General features: G+C 59.7%; 20 protein-coding genes. 11 read left to right on the plus strand and 9 right to left on the minus strand.

The features are described 5' to 3' along the window. Nucleotides 1-6: 6 nt before the first annotated feature. Complete coding sequence (locus C5L13_RS18030; protein WP_105384654.1) at nt 7-1011, plus strand: glycine betaine ABC transporter substrate-binding protein; 1005 nt, start codon at nt 7-9, stop codon at nt 1009-1011. 94 nt (nt 1012-1105) lie between these two features. Here C5L13_RS18030 and C5L13_RS18035 read toward each other — a convergent pair whose 3' ends face one another. Further along, nucleotides 1106-2059 carry a LysR family transcriptional regulator gene (locus C5L13_RS18035; protein WP_105384655.1) on the minus strand — a complete coding sequence of 318 codons (954 nt, stop codon included), beginning with the start codon at nt 2057-2059 and terminating at the stop codon, nt 1106-1108. 205 nt (nt 2060-2264) lie between these two features. Here C5L13_RS18035 and C5L13_RS18040 point away from each other — a divergent pair, with 205 nt between their 5' ends. Next, complete coding sequence (locus C5L13_RS18040; RefSeq protein ID WP_105384656.1) at nt 2265-3395, plus strand: alcohol dehydrogenase family protein; 1131 nt, start codon at nt 2265-2267, stop codon at nt 3393-3395. An 8-nt stretch (nt 3396-3403) separates the two neighbouring features. Next, entirely contained in the window at nt 3404-4519 is a 1116-nt protein-coding gene (locus tag C5L13_RS18045) for a mandelate racemase/muconate lactonizing enzyme family protein (protein ID WP_105384657.1), read from the plus strand. Between the two features lie 28 nt (nt 4520-4547). On the opposite strand, the gene C5L13_RS18050 is transcribed toward C5L13_RS18045, so the two are convergent. Next, nucleotides 4548-5459: a LysR substrate-binding domain-containing protein gene (locus C5L13_RS18050; RefSeq protein ID WP_245571330.1), complete on the minus strand. Its 912-nt coding sequence runs from the start codon at nt 5457-5459 to the stop codon at nt 4548-4550. Between the two features lie 155 nt (nt 5460-5614). On the opposite strand from C5L13_RS18050, the gene C5L13_RS18055 reads away from it, so the two are divergent. From C5L13_RS18055 to C5L13_RS18065, 3 genes are all read left to right on the plus strand, one after another. Then, nucleotides 5615-6868 (plus strand): aromatic ring-hydroxylating oxygenase subunit alpha, encoded by a 1254-nt coding sequence (locus C5L13_RS18055; protein ID WP_105384659.1) that lies wholly within the window; start codon nt 5615-5617, stop codon nt 6866-6868. Further along, complete coding sequence (locus C5L13_RS18060) at nt 6858-7940, plus strand: hybrid-cluster NAD(P)-dependent oxidoreductase (protein WP_105384660.1); 1083 nt, start codon at nt 6858-6860, stop codon at nt 7938-7940. Before C5L13_RS18055 ends, C5L13_RS18060 begins: the two co-directional genes overlap by 11 nt. 120 nt (nt 7941-8060) lie before the next feature. Beyond that, nucleotides 8061-9359: a M24 family metallopeptidase gene (locus tag C5L13_RS18065; protein ID WP_105384661.1), complete on the plus strand. Its 1299-nt coding sequence runs from the start codon at nt 8061-8063 to the stop codon at nt 9357-9359. A 55-nt stretch (nt 9360-9414) separates the two neighbouring features. Here C5L13_RS18065 and C5L13_RS18070 read toward each other — a convergent pair whose 3' ends face one another. The 7 genes from C5L13_RS18070 to C5L13_RS18100 form a co-directional block, all read right to left on the minus strand. Then, a complete protein-coding gene (locus C5L13_RS18070; protein ID WP_105384662.1) occupies nt 9415-9816 on the minus strand; it encodes a GFA family protein in 402 nt (133 codons plus the stop codon). A 143-nt stretch (nt 9817-9959) separates the two neighbouring features. Further along, nucleotides 9960-10532, minus strand: a complete 573-nt coding sequence (gene gfa, locus C5L13_RS18075; RefSeq protein ID WP_105384663.1) for an S-(hydroxymethyl)glutathione synthase — start codon at nt 10530-10532, stop codon at nt 9960-9962. A 57-nt stretch (nt 10533-10589) separates the two neighbouring features. Next, complete coding sequence (gene fghA / locus C5L13_RS18080) at nt 10590-11423, minus strand: S-formylglutathione hydrolase (RefSeq protein WP_105384664.1); 834 nt, start codon at nt 11421-11423, stop codon at nt 10590-10592. A 3-nt stretch (nt 11424-11426) separates the two neighbouring features. After that, nucleotides 11427-12554: an S-(hydroxymethyl)glutathione dehydrogenase/class III alcohol dehydrogenase gene (locus C5L13_RS18085; RefSeq protein ID WP_105384665.1), complete on the minus strand. Its 1128-nt coding sequence runs from the start codon at nt 12552-12554 to the stop codon at nt 11427-11429. 236 nt (nt 12555-12790) lie between these two features. After that, nucleotides 12791-13732, minus strand: a complete 942-nt coding sequence (locus tag C5L13_RS18090) for an electron transfer flavoprotein subunit alpha/FixB family protein (protein WP_105384666.1) — start codon at nt 13730-13732, stop codon at nt 12791-12793. A gap of 24 nt (nt 13733-13756) precedes the next feature. Beyond that, the gene (locus tag C5L13_RS18095) at nt 13757-14503 is read right to left on the minus strand and encodes an electron transfer flavoprotein subunit beta/FixA family protein (protein ID WP_105384667.1); all 747 of its coding nucleotides are present in this window, start codon (nt 14501-14503) and stop codon (nt 13757-13759) included. A 91-nt stretch (nt 14504-14594) separates the two neighbouring features. Beyond that, nucleotides 14595-16631, minus strand: coding sequence for an NADH:flavin oxidoreductase (locus C5L13_RS18100; RefSeq protein ID WP_105384668.1), 2037 nt, complete (start codon nt 16629-16631; stop codon nt 14595-14597). 144 nt (nt 16632-16775) lie between these two features. On the opposite strand from C5L13_RS18100, the gene C5L13_RS18105 reads away from it, so the two are divergent. The 5 genes from C5L13_RS18105 to C5L13_RS18125 all read left to right on the plus strand — a co-directional run bounded on the left by C5L13_RS18105 (nt 16776) and on the right by C5L13_RS18125 (nt 21499). Further along, nucleotides 16776-17405: a TetR/AcrR family transcriptional regulator gene (locus C5L13_RS18105; protein ID WP_105384669.1), complete on the plus strand. Its 630-nt coding sequence runs from the start codon at nt 16776-16778 to the stop codon at nt 17403-17405. An 11-nt stretch (nt 17406-17416) separates the two neighbouring features. Next, nucleotides 17417-18241 (plus strand): pyrroline-5-carboxylate reductase family protein, encoded by an 825-nt coding sequence (locus C5L13_RS18110; RefSeq protein ID WP_105384670.1) that lies wholly within the window; start codon nt 17417-17419, stop codon nt 18239-18241. A 74-nt stretch (nt 18242-18315) separates the two neighbouring features. After that, the gene (locus C5L13_RS18115) at nt 18316-19203 is read left to right on the plus strand and encodes an ABC transporter permease (protein WP_105384671.1); all 888 of its coding nucleotides are present in this window, start codon (nt 18316-18318) and stop codon (nt 19201-19203) included. Continuing rightward, the gene (locus tag C5L13_RS18120; protein ID WP_105384672.1) at nt 19196-20233 is read left to right on the plus strand and encodes a quaternary amine ABC transporter ATP-binding protein; all 1038 of its coding nucleotides are present in this window, start codon (nt 19196-19198) and stop codon (nt 20231-20233) included. Before C5L13_RS18115 ends, C5L13_RS18120 begins: the two co-directional genes overlap by 8 nt. A gap of 18 nt (nt 20234-20251) precedes the next feature. Further along, nucleotides 20252-21499, plus strand: a complete 1248-nt coding sequence (locus C5L13_RS18125; protein WP_105384673.1) for a DUF3422 domain-containing protein — start codon at nt 20252-20254, stop codon at nt 21497-21499. Nucleotides 21500-21514 lie beyond the last annotated feature (15 nt).

Below are 21514 nucleotides of genomic sequence, written 5' to 3' on the forward strand. Positions count from 1 at the left end.
ACGATAATGAAACATATGCTTGCTTCCACGTGTCTGCTGGCGGGTCTCGTCGGCCTCGCGATGCCGGGTCTGGCAATGGCCGACTGTGGTACTGTGACGCTGACAGTCCATAACGTTCAGAGCGCGGAGGTTCTCACCTTCGTCGACAAGTTCATTCTCGAAAACGGCTATGGCTGCACTGTCGAAACCGTCCCGGGGGACACCGTCCCGACGACCACATCCATGGTCGAAAAGGGCGACCCCGACGTCTCTTCAGAAACTTGGGTGGACCTCTTGCCCGAAGTCGTTCCGCGCGGCATCAAGGAAGGCAAGATCGTATTCGCTGCCAAGGCGTTGCCCGACGGGGGCGTCCAGGGCTGGTGGATCCCAAAATATTTGGCCGACGCGCATCCCGACATCAAAACTGTCGACGATGCACTCAAGCATCCCGAACTTTTCCCGGATCCGGAAGATTCGAGCAAGGGGGTGATCTTCAACGGCGCGCAAGGATGGGGCGCGACGGTCGTCACCGCACAGCTCTTCAAGGCCTATAAAGCGAGCGAAAAAGGTTTCAACCTGCTCGACCCCGGCTCTGCTGCGGGTCTTGATGGCGCGATCGCCAAGGCATACGAGCGGAAGGAAGGCTTTATCAGCTACTATTGGGCTCCGACGGCTCTGCTTGGGAAATACGAGATGGTCATGCTCGGCGCCGCCGTGCCGCACGACGCTGCGGAATGGAAACGCTGCATCACCAGCCTGGAATGCCCTGACCCGAAGGTGAACAGTTGGCCCGTTGACAATGTCTATACGGTCCTGACCAAGAAGTTCGCCGATAGCGCTAGTCCGGAAGTTCGCGAATATTTCAACAAGCGCGGCTGGAGTAACGCTACGGTCGGCAAACTCATGGCCTGGCAGACAGAAAACCAGGCAGCAGGTGAAGAAGGCGCAAAGCACTTCCTCGAGGAGAACAAGGACCTCTGGACGAAGTGGGTTCCGGCAGCGGTCGCCGAGAAGGTCGAAGCAGCCCTCTAATCAAGGCCTGAGCTTATCGAGGTGCGCGGGGAAACCCGCGCGCCTTTTTCTTTCATCGAAGGTCATCTATCTGACCGGAAAGGTTTCACCGATCTCACTTCGACGGCGTCGCAGGTATCGATCTGTGATGAGGGCAGGGCGCGCGCCGTTCATCTTCTGCCAGTCGCCGTATCCAGTCACGAAACACGATGGCCGCGGGAGACAGTTCTCGATTGCTGTTCCAGGTCTGGTAATACGCTCCAGGCGCGGGAATGACGAAGTCCGTAAAACGCACCAGTTGGCCTTGTGCCACCAGGGGACCGACGAGGCGATGCCAGCCTGCCACCAGACCTTGGTCGGCGATCGCCGCTTGGAGTGCCACACTGAATTTGCCGAAACGGCGTCCCTCGATGTGGGGTCGAGCGACGCCACCACGGGACAGGATTTCGTCCCATCCCATCCAGTCGGGTTTTACCCATTCCACATGCAGAAGCGGGAGGCGCCCGAGGTCGGATGCGGTCGCGCCCCTGTGCATCTCAGCAAAACCGGGACTGCAAACCGGGTACAAGCACTCGTCGAACAGGAATTCTGCGGTCTCATCGACCCAGGCTCCCATCCCATAGCGTATTCGCAGCTCGACCTCCGCGCGCCGGAAATTCTTGACGTCGTCGGAGATCAAATGGTCGACGGTTATGTCGCTGGAGTTTCTCCAGAAGTCGGGCATCCTCGGAATAAGCCACATCGTTCCGAAAACGTCGCTGCACGCGATCGTGACGTTGCGGGAACTGGCTCCACGCTTGAGGGACCGAACAACTTCCGAAAACCGCGAGAAACCACCGGCCAGGACGCTGTAAAGCTCCTCTCCGGCGGCAGTAAGCGCAACCCCCTTGGACTTCCGTACGAAGAGCGGAATGCCGATTTCTTCCTCGAGCGCTTTGATCTGGCGGCTAACCGCTCCGGGTGTGACGTTCAATTCCGTCGAGGCAAGGGTGAAACTCAGGTGGCGCGCCGATGCTTCGAATACCGCGAGGGCCGTCAGAGACGGCAAATCGTAGTAGCGACGAACCAAGAAACCATTCCCCCTTTGCCTGACGCCACCTTCTTATAAGCCTGACTTGAGCTAAACTCAAAGCATGGCTGATTTTTTATCCCGTTGTCAGCGGACTGGAGGCCGATACACCTGTTGTTACGAGGTTTTCGAATGATACGGTCGCCCTCAACGCAGCGGGTGCCGAACGTCTCTGACATGATCTATCTGACGAGGTACCGCCAACATGAACGACACACCATCGACATCTAACGGTCATGGCAATCCGGGGCTGCCCACCACGATGAAGGGCGCGTTGCTTACAGGACATGGAGGTTTCGAGAAGCTGGAATTCCGGACCGATATACCTCTCCCCAAGCCGGAGGCAGGAGAGGTCCTCATCCGTGTGGCGGCCGCAGGTGTCAACAATACCGATATCAACACACGCATCGGCTGGTACTCGAAGAGCATTTCGACCCCGACGGATAGCGGAGCTGCTGCTGGTTTCGATTCCCTCCAGGATGACGATGCAAGCTGGTCCGGCGTGCCTCTCGCGTTCCCGCGGATTCAGGGCGCCGACTGCTGTGGCAGGATCGTAGCCGTCGGCGAGGGCGTTGATCCCGCGCGCGTCGGCGAACGGGTGTTGGTCCGAAACATGTTGCGTTCGTATGTGGACTATCGTCCCTTCGAGTGCTGGACATTCGGTTCTGAGTGCGACGGCGGATTTGCACAATTTGCCAAGGCTCCGTCGCGGGAGACGTATAAAGTCGACTGCGACTGGACCGACATCGAGCTCGCCTCGGTTCCCTGCGCCTATTCCACTGCGGAAGGCATGGTTCATCGCGCGCAGGTCCGCTCCGGTGAGCGGGTCGTCGTCACGGGAGCGTCCGGCGGTGTCGGTTCGGCAGCGATCCAGCTTGCCAAGCGCCGTGGCGCACATGTCACGGCGGTCGCAGGTCGTGACAAGCTCGAGCTTCTCCGTGCCCTCGGGGCTGACGAAGTTGTCGCGCGCGACGAAAACCTCATTGCCAGGGTCGGCAAGGAATCTATGGATGTGGCCATCGACGTCGCGGCCGGGCCCGGTTTCCTGGCGCTGTTGGATGTGCTCAAAAAGGGCGGCCGATACGCGGTTGCCGGCGCAATAGCCGGACCGATCGTCGAACTCGACGTCCGCTCGCTCTATCTCAAGGACCTGAGCTTCTTCGGCTGCACCTTCCAGGAGGACGAGGTTTTCGAGAACCTCGTCTCCTACATCGAGCGCGGTGAAATCCGGCCGCTCGTCGCGAAAACCTTCCCGCTCGAAGAGATCGCCGAAGCGCAGAAAGCGTTCCTGTCGAAATCCATCGTCGGCAAGATCGTACTCGAAATCCCAGCGTGAGAGAGACCATGCCTGATCTCAAGATCGAACGTATCGACGTTTTCAAAGTCGATTTGCCCTATTCCGGCGGCGTCTATCTGCTCTCTGGCGGACGAGAATATCGGAGCTTCGATGCGACCTTCGTGCGGATCACCACGAATGACGGTCTCGAGGGCTGGGGCGAAAGCACGCCGTTCGGGTCCACCTACATCGCCTCGCACGCCTTGGGTGTAAGAGCCGGTATCGCGGAAATCGCCCCGAGCCTCATCGGACTGGACCCCCGCCATGTGGACCGCGTCAACGAAGCGATGGACAACGCGCTCGTAGGGCACCTTCACGCGAAGACCGCCCTAGATGTCGCCTGTTGGGACGTCTTCGGCAAATCTGTCGGGATGCCCGTGTGCGACCTCCTTGGCGGACGCACCGATAATGGGCTCCCCGTGATCTCCTCAATCTACGTCGGTGATCCGGAGGATATGCGCAAACGTGTCGCGGAACACCGGGCGATGGGTTACCTGGCGCATTCGGTGAAAGTCGGCGACGATCCGCAGACCGACGCAGCACGAATTGCCGCATCGCTCGCCGACAAGAAGCCGGGCGAGTTCTTCATCGTCGACGCAAACGGCGGCATGACGGTCGAAAGCGCACTTCGGATGCTGCGTCTTCTTCCGCCGGGTCTTGATTTCGTACTCGAAGCGCCCTGTGCGACCTACCGCGAGTGCGTTTCCCTCCGACGCCGTACCGACGTTCCGATCATTTTCGACGAACTGGCGACGGACGACGCATCGGTATCGCAACTGATTGCAGATGACGCCGCCGAAGGTATCGGCCTCAAGATATCGAAGAACGGCGGCCTGACGCGAGGACGACGCCATCGCGACATCTGCTTGGCGGCCGGCTACACCGTGAGCGTTCAGGAAACGACGGGTTCGGATATCGCATTCGCGGCGATCGTACACCTTGGGCAGACGGTTCCGGAACGCAACCTGCGCAGCGTTCTCGAATGTCGCGACATGGTGACTTTGAAAACGGCTGACGGTCCGTTCGAGGTCGTGGACGGGCTTGTCAGGGCTCCGAAGCTGCCCGGCCTTGGAATCGAGCCTCGTCTTGACGTGCTCGGTGAACCAGTCGCCACCTATTCCTGAGATACATTGGCTGGGCCCTCCTCGGGGCTCAGCCGATCATGCCCGGGGTCGATGTGACCGAAGCCGTGGAGTTGATCGTCTTGCCCAGCCAGTTGAGGAACAGCTGCGCCGCTTCGCTCTGACGACGCCTTTTGGGGATGACGGAGAAGTATGCATTCCTGGTTTTTACGGTCGCATCCGTAAGCTTCACGAGCCTTCCTTGTACAAGCAGGTCTTCTACCAGATGCCGCCAACCGAGTGCGATGCCCTGGCCGTTCAATGCCGAGTAGATGGCGTCGGTATAGAAGCTGCACCTCAGCCCGGGTTGCTTCTTGGGAAGTTCGACCGAAAAAGCCGCCAGCCATTCGCTCCAGCCGGTCCATGTGGGATCGTCCACCATATTGGAGATCAGCGGATATCCCAGAAGATCTCTCGGGGACGTGATCGAGCCGGCGTTTGCCGCGAACTTAGGGCTGCAAATCGGAAAAATTTCGTCCTCGAACAACAATTCTGCCTGGCCGTCTGGCCACATTCCATTCCCGAAGCGGATAGCCACGTCGAGGTCGCCCGACTCGATGTTGGGCATGTTGTCCTGCGTGATGATGCGCAGGCTGATCTCCGGATGCTGGCTGGAAAACTCGGAAATCCTGGGAAGCAGCCAGAAATGCGAGAACGCGACGGTTGCCGAAATGGTCAATTCGGCGTCGTGATCGCCCTTGCTGATTTCGGCTACGCTGGCCGCAAGGAGATCGAACGCATCCTGCGCAGCCGACGCCAGCGTCTTGGCTTTTTCGGTTAACTTTATCTTCCGGTGGAGCCTGACGAAGAGCGGAAAGCCGAACTGTTCCTCCAACAGGTGAATCTGGCGACTAACCGCGGCCTGTGTCACGCCAAGCTCGTCGGCGGCTTTGGTAAAACTCCCAAGACGCGCAGCGGCTTCGAAAGCCGTGAGGGCGGTCAACGGAGGGAGTCTTCGCCTTATGGACATAGCGTTTTACCGGGTGGGCGCGTCTTCTGCTTAGCATTACATTTCGTTATGGGAAATCGAATTTTTTATGACGTTGAGCAAGTCTGCTTTTGGGATCAGTGTGGCATGATCAACAATGGGTGATCCAGATGCTCAACAAGCTAGCTTCCTCGTTTACGCACCTTCTCGACGCTCGGCGCGAGGGCCACTCACTGCCCGCAGGACTCTACACCCGCGAAGATGTGTTCCAAGCCGATCTGGAGGTTTTCTTCTCCAATCACTGGATTTACGTCGGTCTGGAATGCGACGTACCGGAACCGGGCGATGCGACCGTCATCGACATCGGCAACACGAGCCTAATCCTGCTTCGTGACGACGACAACGAAATCCGCGTCGTCCGCAACGTCTGTCGTCACCGCGGATCACGAATTCTCGATGCGGGCCAGACGGTTATCTCGAAGCTGGTCTGCCCGTATCATCAGTGGACTTACGAGCTCAGCGGCGACCTGAGCTATGCGCCTCACATGGGCAAGGATTTCGACAAGAGCTGTAAAAGCCTCAAGGCCGTGAACTTCAAGTCGATCGGTGGACTGATCTACGTCTGCCTTTCCGACAATCCGCCCGAAGACATCGCCGACCTCGAGAATGCCATGCTGGAGAGGCTGGCCCCCTACGACATTCGCAACGCTAGGGTGGCTCATCAGGTCGACGTGATCGAGAAGGGCAACTGGAAGCTCACGATGGAGAACAATCGCGAGTGCTACCATTGCTCGGCGAACCATCCGGAGCTGTGCGTTTCCTTCATCGATCTCGATTTCGGTTACGACCCGGAAAGCCTGAGCCCGGAAGATCGGCAGGAAGCGGAAGAGCATTTCGCGATGTACCAGGCACGCACCGCCGCCTGGGAAGCCGACGGGTTCCCGTCCGCGACGATCGAACACACCCGCAATGTCGAGACCAACTTCCGCAGTCAGCGTTTGATCATCGCGGGAGCCGGCGAATCGCAGACGGAAGATGCGACGGCCGCTTCGTCAAAGCTGCTTGGCCACATGACCCGCAAGGACCTTGGGGACATGCATCTCTGGGGCCACAACAGCTGGAACCACTTCATGGGCGACCATGCGGTGACTTCGATTGTCATCCCGCTGTCGCCCGATACGACGCTGGTGCGCACCAAGTGGCTCGTGCATAAGGACGCGGTTGAAGGTGTCGACTACGATCTCGACAAACTGACCCACGTCTGGATCGAAACCACCGAACAGGACGCGGAACTGGTCGCTCGCTCCCACGCCGGCATCCTCGATTCCGCCTACGAGCCCGGGCCGTATTCCAAGTTCACCGAAGGCGCACTCGACGATTTCGCAACCTGGTATGTCGAACGGATGCGGGCAAATGGCTACTGAGCTCCTGACCCCGTCCGGCAGCACGAACAATGTCGGTCTCTGGAACCCGGAGACCGACGACAAGCTGCTCTGCGTTGATGCTCATGCCGAAACGCACGACGTCAAGAGCTTCACGTTCGTGTCGCCGGACCACAAGCGGATCAATTTTAACGCCGGGCAATACTTCATGTTCGAGCTCGGCATCGACAACGAGGTCGATGGGCGTTGCTACAGCATCTCGTCGTCTCCCCACCGCAACAATGCGATCACCGTCACGGTGAAGCGGGTTCCCGGCGGCCGCGTATCCAACTGGCTTCACGACAATCTCGTCCCCGGTACGGTCGTTCGGGCCTCCGGGCCACTTGGAAGGTTCATTCGGCCGGAAGCGAAGAAGTACCTGTTCATGTCGGGTGGATCGGGTATCACTCCGGTCATGTCGATGGTCCGCGAATTGGCGGATGCGGCGCAACCCGTGGACATCATTTTTCTCCACGCCGGAAGAACCCCGAAGGACTTCGTATTTCGGGGAGAGCTTGTAAACCTCGCAGAGCGTGTGAAGGGGCTGCGGTTGCTACTCCTGCCGGAGGATATCTCAAACGAACGGTCCTGGCCGGGCCTCACGGGCCGCATTTCGAAGGAACTCCTGCAGCTTACCATTCCGGACATCGCGGAACGCGTGATCATGTGCTGCGGTCCTGCCCCCTTCATGCGCGCTGCCAGAACCCTCAGCGGCGAGCTCGGGGTTCTTAGCCAGAACTACCACGAGGAGAGCTTCGACGCCGCGGTCATCGAAGACGCTCCGGCCCCGGTCGCAGATGCGGTCGAGGAACAGTCGTTCAACGTTCAGTTCGCCAAACAGGGGAAGGCAATCGAGGTTCGTGCGGACCAAACCGTGCTTTCCTGCGCGAAGAAGGCCGGCGTTCGGATCCCGTCGTCATGTGCGAACGGCATCTGCGGTACATGCAAGTCGAAACTTGTCAGCGGAAGTGTCGACATGAAGCATGACGGCGGTATTCGTCAGCGCGAGATCGACGCTGGTTTCTTCCTGCCTTGCTGTTCCAAGCCCCTCAGCGACCTTGTGGTCGAACGCTAGGCGGTCAAGCGCGGGAATGACCCGCGCTTGAAACGTTTTCCGATTGCAACTGGCTGCTGTGTTTTGACGACGCACGCTTGCTCTCGAACATTCTCGGCAAAGATCAGAAGGGATCCGGCGATGGATAGCGCTGCGAGCACGGCGATACTTTACGATTCAACGGATGTCTTCAAAGACGAGCGGAAGAAGGCTTATCTCAACCCTTTCGGTGCGGATCGCCCCTTGATCAGCCCAATTTCCGCAACAACGCTGGACCGGGCTCGCCGCTACCGGATGGAACGCATCCGCAAGCAAATGGTCAAAGAAGACTGCGCAGCCCTTCTCCTCTACGATCCCGTGAATATCCGCTACGCCCTCGACTCTTCCAACATGAGCGTCTGGACGATGCACAATCCGTCCAGGTATGCGCTGGTCCTGGCCGACGGCCCGGCGATCATGTTCGAGTTCGAGGGCTGCGACCATCTCAACGAGGGTCTGCCTTGCGTGGACGAGGTTCGTCCCTCACGCTCGTGGATTTTCTTTACCGCGGGCAACCTTATCGAAACCCGCGTCAACCTGTGGGCGGACGAAATCGCCGACATCATGAAAGAGAAGGCGCGAAACAATCGCCTTGCGGTAGACCGCCTCGAGCCGGCGGGCGCATTGGCACTTCAGGCGCGCGGCATCCAACTGCATGACGGTCAGGGGCTCGCCGAGCGTGCGAGGTCCATCAAGAGCGCGGAAGAAATCGAATTGATGCGCTGGACCATCCGGGTCTGCGAAGCCGGAATGGCGAGGATGTACGAGGTCTCGGAACCCGGCCGCACCGAACGGGAAATCTGGGCAGAGCTTCATTTCGAGAACGCACGCAGCGGCGGCGAATGGCTTGAGACGAAGCTTTTGACAGCCGGGCCACGCACCAATCCATGGTATCAGGAATGCTCCGACTACGTCGTTCAGAAGGGAGACGTGATCTCCTTCGACACCGACATGATCGGACCCTACGGCTACTGCGCAGACCTGTCTCGCTCCTGGACCTGCGGCCATGTCGCCATGAATCCCAAGCAGCAAGAACTCTACGCCGCGGCACTGGAGCAGATCGAACACAATCTTTCGATCATCCGGCCCGGCATGAGCTTCTCGGAGTTCAACGATCGGTCGTGGCGAATTCCCGAAAAATACATTCCGTACCGATACACGCTCGCGGCACACGGAACCGGAATGGCCGACGAGTGGCCGGGCATCGCCCTGCATCCCGACTTCGATCCCGCCTTCACCGGGCACATCGAGGAGGGCATGGTCCTGAACATCGAGAGCCTGATTGCCGAAGAGGGTTCCGAAAGCATCAAGCTCGAAACCCAGGCTCTCATCACTGCTGATGGTGCCGAGCGACTTGATACGTTTCCTTGGGAAAACGCTGAGATAGATCATGGCAACTGACGGACGCGGTACAGGCGCTATAAGCCGCATTTAAAGGCGTGAAAGAGGCCTCGCGTTAATCTCCAGGCCGGCCGGGCAGCGCTTCCACATCGCCCAGCCAGGGCAGGGCGGATGAACACCAGATCTGGGAGCGCGGCGCGAGTTCCAAAAACTGCCTTATTGTGCCAGCCCTGACCCCGACAATGTTGGCTGCTTCGCCTTCGCCAACGGTGTAGATCGGCGATCCACATGTGCCGCAGAAATACTGGAGACGTTTCCGGCCGTTATCGGCGGTTTTCACATAGAGGGTAGGGTCGCCCGTGACGTGGAAATCACCGACCGGAACACTGACCGTCACCCGGTAGACCGTGCCGGTGAGCTTCTGGCAGTCGGTACAGTGGCAGACGGAGACCTCGGCGGGATCGATATCCGCGGTGTAGGCGATTGCCCCGCAGTGGCAGCTTCCGTCGATCCTCATTCAGTCTACCTCAACGCCATTCGCCTATGAAAGGAAGATGATGCCGACCTTCGCCGTATCGGTTACCCCGAGTGGAGGCGACGTTGCGTCGAAAGCCGGCATTGCGGAGTGCCTAGCTGCTCGCAGCCAGTGCAATCTAAACCTTACGCAGGCAGTGCGCCGGTCTTTCTCGCAGTCCACGTGGCGATATAGTCCATGAGGCCGGGCGAGAGGCAATCGTAAGGCTCGAGGCCCAACTCTTTGAGGTGTGAACGGACTTCGTCCATCTTTTCGGGATTGAAGCCGCTTTCGATGATGGAGGAGACGAATGCGGCAAAGCCTGGCTCGGCCCAACCACCTTCTTCGAAACGTTCCGGATGGATGAACGAGAGGCCCTGGAAGGGATGGTCGCGTTCGACGGGACCATACATGTGAACGCCGCAGTCTTTGCAGGCGTAGCGCTGGATAAGTGCCGATCGATCGACGACAGCGAGCTTGTCGCCATTTTCGAGGACTTCGACCTTTTCCGTCGCCGCAACCGCGACGATGGAGAAGGCGGCGTCCTCAGGCTTCCAGCATTTCGTGCATCCGCAGGCGTGGTTGTGCGCGATGTCGCCGTTGACCTTTACCTTGACCGGGCTGGTCGAGCACGCGCAAACCAGAACGCCTCCAGCAAACTGCTGTCCGCTCCCGCGCGATCCGCCATCCAGGTGTGGATGTAAATGTAGATTTCCCATTTCTTTCCTCCTTTTGCGCCGAACCCAGTGTCCGGCGTTTCCCAAGATGCGTTTTCGTTAAGTCAGCCTCTCCGTGTGCCACCGGAGGTGATCTTCCATGAAGGTCGAGATGAAGTAGTAGGAATGGCCGTAGCCCTCCTGCATCCGCAGCTTCAGGGGAATACCGGCTTCCGCACAGGCCTTCTCAAGCGCACCGGGCCTCAGGCCGTCCTCAAGGAATGTGTCGGAAGTACCCTGGTCGACCAACAGTTCCGGGAACCGATGACCGTCTTCGATCAAGGCGCAGGAATCATATTCCCTCCAAGGGGTTTCGTCGCGGCCGAGATACTTTTCAAACGCGGGTTTCGACCAGCCGGCCTCCATTGGTCTGGCGATCGGTGCGAAGGCGGAGCAGCTTTGGTAGACAGTCGGGTTTTTGAGGGCGATCGTGATCGCGCCGTGGCCGCCCATGGAGTGCCCAAAAATACCTTGACGAGTCATGTCAGCCGGGAAGTGCGAGGCGATAACCTCGGGAAGCTCCTTGGTGACGTATGAGTACATGCGGTAGTGTTCGTCGTAGGGACGCTCCGTTGCATCCAGATAAAACCCTGCGCCGCTTCCGAACTGCCAGTTGTCAGGTTCGTTCGGAACATGTTCGCCCCGCGGACTTGTGTCGGGGCAAACGACGATGAGGCCGAGAGACGCCGCCGCTCTCCGGTATTCGCCCTTTTCCATGACGTTTGCATGCGTGCAGGTCAGGCCTGAGAGATACCAGACAACGGGGCAAGGGCGTTCGGCGGCTTGGGGAGGCGTGTAGACGGCGAACGTCATGGTGGATTTGCAGACCGCCGACGCGTGGGAGTAGACGCCCTGCGTTCCACCGAACGACTTGTCGAGACCGATTGTCTTCATGGCTCAATAAACCACGACACCGCGGATGCTTTCGCCGGAATGCATCAGCTCGAAGCCCTTGTTGATGTCGTCGAGCGGCATGGTGTGGGTGATCATCGGGTCGATCTGGATCTTGCCCTGCATGTACCAGTCGACGATCTTGGGAACGTCGGTGCGGCCGCGGGCGCCACCGAAGGCGGTGCCCATCCACTGGCGGCCGGTAACGAGCTGGAAGGGACGGGTGGAGATTTCCTGCCCCGCACCCGCGACGCCGATGATCACCGACTTGCCCCAGCCGCGATGGGCCGATTCGAGCGCCTGACGCATCACCCTGGTATTGCCCGTGCAGTCGAAGGTGTAGTCGGCGCCGCCGATCAGGTCGCCGTTGCGCTTGGTCATGTTGACCAGGTAGGGCACGATGTCGTCGCCCACCTCCTTGGGGTTGACGAAATGGGTCATGCCGAACTTCTCGCCCCATTCCTTGCGGTCGGGGTTGATGTCGACGCCGATGATCATGTCCGCACCGGCAAGCCTGAGACCCTGAAGCACGTTAAGGCCGATGCCGCCGAGACCGAAGACGATCGCCGTCGAACCGATCTCGACCTTGGCCGTGTTGATGACCGCGCCGACGCCGGTGGTGACGCCGCAGCCGATGTAGCAGATCTTGTCGAAGGGGGCGTCCGGGTTGACCTTGGCAAGCGCGATCTCCGGCAGAACCGTGTAATTGGCGAAGGTCGAGCAGCCCATGTAGTGGTGGATCTTGTCCTTGCCGATCGAGAAGCGCGAGGTGCCGTCGGGCATCAGGCCCTGTCCCTGGGTGGCGCGGATCGAGGTGCAGAGGTTCGTCTTGCGGCTGAGGCACGAGTAGCATTCGCGGCATTCCGGGGTGTAGAGCGGGATGACGTGATCGCCCTTCTTCACCGAGGTGACGCCCGGACCGACATCGACGACGATGCCGGCACCCTCATGGCCGAGGATCGCCGGAAACAGGCCTTCGGGATCGGCGCCCGAGAGAGTGAAGTCATCGGTGTGGCAGATGCCGGTCGCCTTGACCTCGACCAGCACTTCGCCAGCCCGCGGGCCTTCCAGCTGCACGGTCATGACCTCAAGCGGTTTTCCTGCCTGAACGGCAACAGCGGCGCGTACGTCCATGTGATTTCCTTTCAGAGTACAATTTTCGGTTCACATATTCGGATAAACCGGCCGCAGCTCCATGCCGCGGCGGGTCGGGCTCACCGGTCCGCTCGATGCCCATCTCGCCGGTGGCAACCCCGATCACGGCGTCCTCGCCATTGTAGAGAACCTGCCAGCCGGACCCGCACCGACGATCACAACGTCGAACTCCATCGGCTCCCGTTGGGGAAGCTCCATCTCTTCTGTTATCAGCCTCACAGCGCCTTTTCGAGCTTTGGGAGGATTTCGAAGAGGTCTCCGACGAGGCCGTAGTCGGCGAACTGGAAGATCGGTGCCTCCTCGTCCTTGTTGATGGCGACGATGACCTTCGAATCCTTCATGCCGGCGAGATGCTGGATGGCGCCGGAAATGCCGGCCGCGATATAGAGGTCGGGCGCGACCACCTTGCCGGTCTGGCCGACCTGCCAGTCGTTCGGGGCATAACCGGCATCGACGGCGGCGCGGGACGCGCCGACGGCGGCCCCCAGCTTGTCGGCCACCGGCAGGATCACCTCCTTGAACTTTTCCGCCGAGCCGAGCGCCCGGCCGCCGGAAATGATGATCTTGGCGGAGGTCAGTTCCGGACGTTCCGACGACGACAGCGCATCCGATACGAAGGACGAGACCCCCGGGTTGGCAGCGGCGGAAACGGTCTCGACCGACGCCGAACCGCCGTCACCGGCCGCCTGGAAGGAGGCGGTGCGCACCGTGACGACCTTTTTTGCGTCGGTCGCCTGCACCGTCTGGAGCGCATTGCCGGCATAGATCGGCCGCTTGAAGGTGTCGGCGGAGATCACCTCGATGATTTCCGAGACCTGGGCGACGTCGAGCAGGGCCGCAACCCGCGGCATGACGTTCTTGGCGGAAGCCGTGGCCGGGGCGATGAGCGTGTCATAGGAGCCGGCCAGCGAGACGATCAGGTCGGCCAGCGGTTCGGCGAGATTGTTGGCAAGGCTCGCATCGTCGGCGAGCAGCACCCTGGAAACCCCGGCAAGCTTGGAGGCCTGCTCGGCCGCAGCCCCGGCACCGGAGCCGGCGACCAGCACATGCACGTCGCTTCCCTGATCCCTGGCGATCTGGGACGCCGCCGTCAGCGCCTTGGCGGTCTGGTCGTTGAGGCTGTTGTTGTCGTGTTCTGCGAGAAGAAGAATAGCCATTGTCGTAAAATCCTTGTCCTACGCTTAGAGCACGCCGGCGGTCTTCAAGCTGGCGACCAGCTCCTCGACCGACTTCACCTTGACGCCCGCCTTGCGGCCACCCGGTTCTTCGGTCTTCAGGACCTTCAGGCGCGGTGCGGTGGAAACACCGAAATCGGCCGGGCCCTTCTTGTCGAGCGGCTTCTTCTTCGCCTTCATGATGTTCGGCAGCGAGGCATAGCGCGGCTCGTTCAAGCGCAGGTCGGTGGTCACCACCGCCGGAAGCTTGATCTCGATCGTCTGCAGCCCGCCGTCGACTTCGCGGGTCACCTTTGCCGAACCGTCCCCGATCTCGATCTTCGAGGCGAAGGTCGCCTGCGCCGAACCGAGCAGCGCCGCCAGCATCTGGCCGGTCTGGTTGCTGTCGTCGTCGATCGCCTGCTTGCCGACGATGATCAGTCCGGGCTGTTCGGCGTCTGCGATACCCTTCAGGATCTTGGCGACGGCGAGCGGTTCCACGATGTCGTCCGTCTCGACCAGGATCGCCCGGTCGGCCCCCATGGCAAGCGCGGTCCGGAGCGTCTCTTCCGCCTTGGCAGGCCCGATCGACACGACCACCACCTCGTCGGCCTTGCCCGCTTCCTTCAGACGCAGCGCTTCTTCGACGGAAATCTCGTCGAACGGGTTCATCGACATCTTCACATTCGCAAGCTCGACACCCGTGCCATCCGCCTTCACACGGATCTTCACGTTGTAATCAACCACTCGCTTAACAGGCACCAGGATCTTCATGGCAGTTTCCTTGTTTGGCTTGTCGCCGACCCCAGTGATGGGGTGTGTCAGGCAGCAAGGCCCAGAAGGCGAAGAGGGGTTTTGACCCCGACTAGATGTCTTTGACGAGACGCAGCGCGTCGTAGATGGCTGCGTGAGTGTTCCTGGCGGATACCGCGTCGCCGATACGATAGAGCTGGAATTTGCCTTCGTTGTTTCGGTTCACCGCCTGCGGATGCCCCTCCAGAAGCTGGTCGTAGGAAACTGCGCCCAGGTTCGAGGACCTGGGTTTGAGCTCGAAGTAGATTTCGTCCAGCGGGATGGTTCCGTGGTTGACGACGATCTGGTCGAACACCTGTTCCTTCGAAACGCCGCCGTAGTCGCTGCCGACCGTTGCGACGAGCTGATTGCCGCGCTTTTCGACTGACTCGAGCCTGTAGGTAACCGTAAACGTCGTATCGAGCTTCTGCAGCGAGCGCATGTAGGGGACCAGGTTCATCGCCATGACCTCCGGCGCGAACGACCGATCCGGGGTCATGATTTCAACCTTTGCGCCGGACTTGGCGATGAACTCGGCCGCCTGGAGGCCGGCATGGTCGCCGGCATCGTCGAAGACGAGGACGTTGGTACCAGGCTTCACGTCGCCCGAAATGATGTCCCAGGACGAGACGACGAGCTCGTTGCCCCTGGACAGAACGTCCGTGTGGGGCAGCCCGCCGGTAGCGATGATGACGACGTCGGCGTTTTCTGCTTCGATCGTCTCGGCCTCGGCCCAGGTATTGAACTCGAACTTTACACCGAGTTTCTCGCACTGCGCCATCCGCCAGTCGATGATGCTGATCATCTCGCGACGGCGTTCGCTCTGAGCCGTCAGACGGACCTGCCCGCCAGGATTGCTTGCTGCCTCGAAGACGGTGACATCGTGCCCGCGTTCGCCCGCCACTCGTGCTGCTTCGAGGCCTGCCGGACCTGCGCCCACGATCACGACCTTCTTGCGAACGTCCGCCTTTGAAATCCGGTGCGGCATCGTCAGCTCACGCCCGGTCGCGGCATTATGGATACAGTAGGCGGCACCACCTTGGTAAATGCGGTCGAGACAGTAATTGGCACCCACGCATGGACGGATGTCGTCTTCGCGCTTTTCCATAATCTTGCGGATGATGTGCGGGTCGGTCATGTGAGCACGCGTCATGCCCACCATGTCGACTTTGCCGGCCGCGATAGCATGGCGTGCCGTGGCGACGTCCGGAATCTTGGCTGCATGGAATGTCGGGAAGTTGGTGGCCGCGCGGATTTCCCCGGCGAAGTCCAGGTGCGGAGAGTTGGCCATACCCTGGATCGGGATGACGTCGGTCAAGCCAGGGTCGGTATCGATGTGGCCGCGAATGACGTTCAGGTAATCGATGAGACCGCTGTCTCTGAGACGCTTCGAAATCTCGACGCCAACCTCCTTGTCGGTGCCGCCAGGAAGCCGCTCGTCGGCCGTATAGCGCACGCCAAGAATGAAGTCGTCGCCGACCCTCTCTCGTATGGCCTTGAAGACATCAAGACAGAAGCGCATGCGGTTTTCGAGCGAGCCGCCATAGGGGCCATCGAGCTCGTTGGTAAGCGGCGAATTGAACTGGTCGATCAGGTGTCCATACGCTTCGAGTTCGACGCCGTCCATGCCGCCCGCCTTCATGCGCTCGGCGGCATCCGCGAAGTCCTTGATGATACGCTCGATGTCCCAGTCTTCAATCTTCTTGGGAAATGCGCGGTGGGATGCTTCGCGATGATGGGAGGGTGCGACGACCGGCAGCCAGTCACCCTTGTCCCAACGGGTTCGTCGTCCGAGGTGGGTCAGCTGGATCATGATGGCCGCGCCTTCCTCGTGCACGGCGTCGGTCATTTGACGAATCCATGGAACGATCTCGTCCTTATAAACCAGGAGATTGTTGAAGACCGGGGGACTGTCCTTGGAGACCGCTGCAGAGCCGGCCGTCATGGTAAGCGCGACGCCACCTTTGGCACGCTCGACGGTGTATGCGCGGTAGCGCTCCTTCGGCATGCCGTCCTCAGGGTAAGCCGGTTCGTGAGACGTAACGATGATCCGATTCCTCAGCGTAAGGTGTTTGAGTTTGTAGGGCTGAAGCAGAGGATCGTTCGACATCGGGAAGGCTCCGGTTTAGAGATCATGACGAGACGGTATTGAGAATGTACATCTGTGTCAATCAAGATTGCGGTTAAGTCTGTTTTTTTGACAGCTATGTACATTTCTCTTGTTTTCACTTTGACGATTTGTTAGGAGATGACCATGGAACAGGTTTTGAACGACAGCGGATGGCGGGGATCGCAGGAGGGTTGGCTCGAAGCAGCCTATGAATCACTGCTGGAATCGGGCGTCGACTCGGTCAAAATCCTCCCACTTGCAAAACGGCTGAACCTTTCACGGACCAGCTTCTACTGGTTCTTCAAAGACAGAGACGAGTTGCTCAATGCGCTGCTGGGCAAGTGGCGGGAGAAGAATACGGACAACCTCATCAAGCAGTCGGGCGCTTATGCGGAGACGGTGGTCGAGGCGATGTTGAACGTTTTCGACTGCTGGCTCGACAAGTCGCTCTTCGATTCGCAGTTCGAGTTCGCGGTCCGCAGCTGGGCGCTTCAGTCGGATGAGATTTTGGCCGAAGTGCAGAATGCGGACCAGGCACGCATCAGCGCGATCACCGAGATGTTCGTGAAGTTCGGCTACGACGCGGTCTCGGCGGACGTCCGCGCGCGTACGATTTATCTCGTCCAGATTGGCTACATCACCATGCAGGCGAAAGAAGATGTCGCCCTGCGGATGAAACGCATTCCGACCTACGTGGAAATCTACACGGGGACAAAGCCCGAGCAGCGCGAGCTGGACCGCTTTTTCGCGCGGCACGGCTACGTGCCAAAATAGGAGATGGACTGATGGGCAGTCTGGCGAGGATCGGGATCATAGGGGCGAGAGGCTGGCTGGGTAAGGCTTTCTCCCAATCCATCGTGGAAGCCGGGATCGCCGACGCCGAAGCCCTCACTCTTTCTTATCGGAGCACCATCCCTGATGTCCTTCCGTCCGCAACCTGGACGAAAGACAACCAACTCCTCGCCGAGCGATCAGACGTTGTCATCGTGTCTGTCCGACCGGAAGATTTCCCGGCGATCCGCGTCAACGCCCAAGGCAAATTCGTGATTTCGGTCATGGCCGGCGTCACCCTGGAATACCTCGCCCGCCATCTCCAAACAGACCGCATAGTGCGTTCGCTACCGAACGGTGCCGCGGAGGTGAGGAGGTCCTATACTCCGTGGGTCGCCTCTGAGGCGGTCGGCGAGGAGGACTGTCGCATCGCGCAGGCGATCTTCGAGTCCTGTGGAACGTCCGACCGACTGGCGACCGAAGCGGATATTGACTATTTCACCGGGCTCACCGGGTCCGGCCCGGCGTTTCCGGCTCTACTTGCCGCCGCGATGATGAATCACGCAATCGCCCGGGGAATAAATCGCGACGTCGCGCGCCGAAGCGTGAACGCGCTTATCGTAGGTGCGGGTCGTCTGGCAGAGCTCCGGGCTGATTGTCCCAACGACCTCGTCGAAACCTTCATGGCTTACCGCGGCACGACGGCGGCGGCAATGGATGCGATGCGCGCGGCAGGCCTCGACGACGCAGTGGGCCGCGGCCTCGACGCAGCCTTTCACAAGTCAATCGCGATGGGGCATGCGGACGGCAAGGCTCCGCATCGGACTGCTTCGGCATAGTTCAGACCGCTCCGGCATGGAGCGTCACCAAACAACAAAAAACAACAACCGCATTCGGCAATAAGGGGAACCAAATGGACTGGTTTAACGAGTTTCCGCATATGAACGATGAGTCATTGAGGCAGTTGAAGCTCTCGATTGACAACGCGTTCCGCACATTCACGCGCAACTACGGAGATTTCATCGAAGGATTGTTCACGCCACTTGCCAAGTTTCTCATCTGGGCAGAACGCCTGATGACCCAGACACAGTGGCCGATCATCCTTATCGCAATCGTGGCGATTGCCTGGTTTGCCAGCAGGAGCCTGAAGGTCGTCGTCGGGACGATGGTCACGCTGCTCCTCATCGGGTACTTCGACATGTGGATGGATGCCATGCGCACCATCTCGATGATCTTCGTTTGCACCGTCATCTCGATCGTCGTGGGACTACCTATCGGTATCGCAATGTCTCGTTCGGACCGCCTGCAGAAGATTGTCAGCCCTGTGCTCGACGTCATGCAGACGATGCCGAGCTTCGTCTACCTTATTCCGGTGGTGATGCTTTTGGGTATCGGGCGTGTTCCTGGCCTGATCGCCGTCGTCATTTATGCACTGCCTCCGATGATCCGTCTTACCGATCTCGGTATCCGCCTTGTCGATAGGGATGTGCTGGAGGCCGCCGATGCGTTCGGATCCTCGCGGTGGCAGAAACTCAAGAACATTCAGCTGCCGCTGGCGCTCCCGACGATCATGGCTGGCATCAACCAGACGATCATGATGGCACTTGCGATGGTGGTCATCGCGTCGATGATCGGGGTCCAGGGATTGGGTCAGCCCGTGCTCAAGGCTATCGCCAATCAGTATTTCACGCTGGGCATTTTCAACGGTCTCGCAATCGTAGGGATCGCAATCATCTTCGACCGCGTCAGCCAGGCCTATGGCGAGCGACTCCAGAAGCACAGGGAGATTGTCCATGGCTGACAACAATTTCGACGGAATAAAAATCCGTAACCTTTACAAAATCTTCGGGCCGGAAGCTCAGGTACATGTTGAGGCTGTTAAAAAGGGCCGCACAAAAACCGAACTGAATGAGCGGTTCGGCCATGTTCTGGGCCTCAAGGACATCAATCTGGATATGCCGTCGGGCAATATCCAGGTGATCATGGGCCTGTCCGGATCAGGCAAATCCACGCTGATCCGTCACATCAACAGGCTGATCGATCCGACGGCCGGCGAGGTCCTCGTCAATGGCGTCGATGTCGTCAAGATGAACGAGAGCGAGCTTCGTGAGTTTCGACGTCATCAGACCGCGATGGTGTTTCAGAAGTTCGCCCTTCTGCCGCACAGATGCGTCCTCGACAATACGCTGTTCGGCCTCGACGTGCAGGGTGTCTCCAGGAGCCACAGCATCGACGTTGCAATGCGGTGGATCGAGCGAGTGGGACTGAAAGGCTTCGAGGAGAAGTATCCGAACCAGCTTTCGGGCGGCATGCAGCAGCGCGTCGGCCTCGCGCGTGCTCTGGCCAACGACGCGCCCGTCCTCCTGATGGACGAAGCATATTCGGCCCTCGACCCGCTGATCCGGACGGATATGCAGACCGTCCTGCTTGATATCCAGAAGGAGATCAAGAAAACCATCGTGTTCATTACGCATGATTTGGACGAAGCTTTAAGACTGGGCGACAAGATCGCCATTCTCCGCGACGGCGAAGTCATCCAGCAGGGAACAAGCCAGGACATCGTCCTGCGCCCGGCGGACGATTACATCGCGAACTTCGTGCGGGAGGTGAATCGCGGGCGCGTCATCCACGTAGACGCAGTCATGCAGCCCGTGAGCGCAGGCCAGCCTGTCAACGGGGCGACGGTCCTTGCCGGCAGCTCGATCGAAGATGCCATCAAGATCATCGCCCGGGAAGATCATAAGGACCTGGTCGTAATCGATCCGGCGGGCGTGCCGCTTGGAACGGTCGACCTCAAAAGGCTCGCCTCGGCCGCCGTCAGCCTCCACTGAGCCGAGGTGGAGCACAAGATGACCCCGACCAAGCTTCCCGCCATCGGATGCGAGCATCCGATGCGACGGGAGTTGCACGGAGAACTTCACGCCCGACCTTCCCTCTATTTCGATGGGGAGGCGGACGTGTGGCACTGCGCGGTCGTTTTCGAGGATGGACGGCCCCGTGTCCCTTCCTCCTTGCTTGCGGAAGCAGGCCTTTCGGAAACCCAAAACGGGCGACACGGGATCACTCGCTTCGGAGACGGTCGCCTCAAATGGGAGCTCCATACGGAGTTTGCTACCTTCACGCTTGTAATGGATGCCCGTGCTGCTCCAACTCCGCCAAGCCGGCTGATAGCGCTGTGCGCCGAGGCGGGCGGCCTGATTGTATCCGCCGCGCGGGTGATCGTTCGAAGCGGCGATCAGAAACTCGTTGGAAAGCCGGGCGAAGACTTCGTGGCCTCGAAGGTGGGAGGCGGAGATGCCGAGGTCCACTCCACCTTCCGGCTGAACGATAGCGGGTTCGTAGAACTCTACCTCTTGAACCGAAATCTCAACGCGTATCGCGTCGGCCGAATGGTACGACGTCTGCTGGAGATTGAGACCTATCGAATGATGGCACTTCTTGCGACACCGATCGCCAGAGAGACCATCGAAAAGATCGCGACGTTCAACGGCAGGCTCGAGCTGATTACCGATCATATGCGCAGCTCGCCCAAGGTGGACAAGTCTCTCCTTGCCGATGTAACGCGGCTATCCTCCGAGGTCCTGAACTTCTCCGCCCGGGCCAGACATCGTTTCGGGGCAACGAGGGCATATTCCGAACTTGTGGTTAGCCGGATCGGTGAACTCCGTGAGGACCGGGTGGAGCAGCGGCAGCGACTTGGCACCTTCATCGACCGCCGTTTCCAGCCAGCGATCCGCTCGTTCAACGCGGCGGACCGAAGGCTGGGGGAACTTGAGGAAAGGGTGAGCCTCGCAGGCGATCTGCTCAGGACCACCGTGCAGGTCCAACTGGAAGATCAGAATGCGTCCCTTCTGACCTCGGTCGAGGAGAGAACCCGCGCTCAGGTGCAGATTCAGCAGGCGGTGGAAGGCTTCTCCGTGATCGCAATCACCTACTACGCGATCGGTTTGGCAAAGGTGTGCATTGAGAGCTTTGCGGCTCTCGGCATCGATGTTCATCTGGCGAAGCCCGCGCTTCTAGTCCTCGTGCCGGCCGTGATGCTGCTGGTCTGGAAGGCGGTTCACAGCATCCGGCGACGCGTGACCCCGCATGCGTGAGCCTTCGATTCCTCT

The sequence above is a fragment of the Neorhizobium alkalisoli genome (assembly GCF_002968635.1).
In the GTDB taxonomy this organism is placed as follows: Bacteria; Pseudomonadota; Alphaproteobacteria; order Rhizobiales; family Rhizobiaceae; genus Neorhizobium; species Neorhizobium alkalisoli.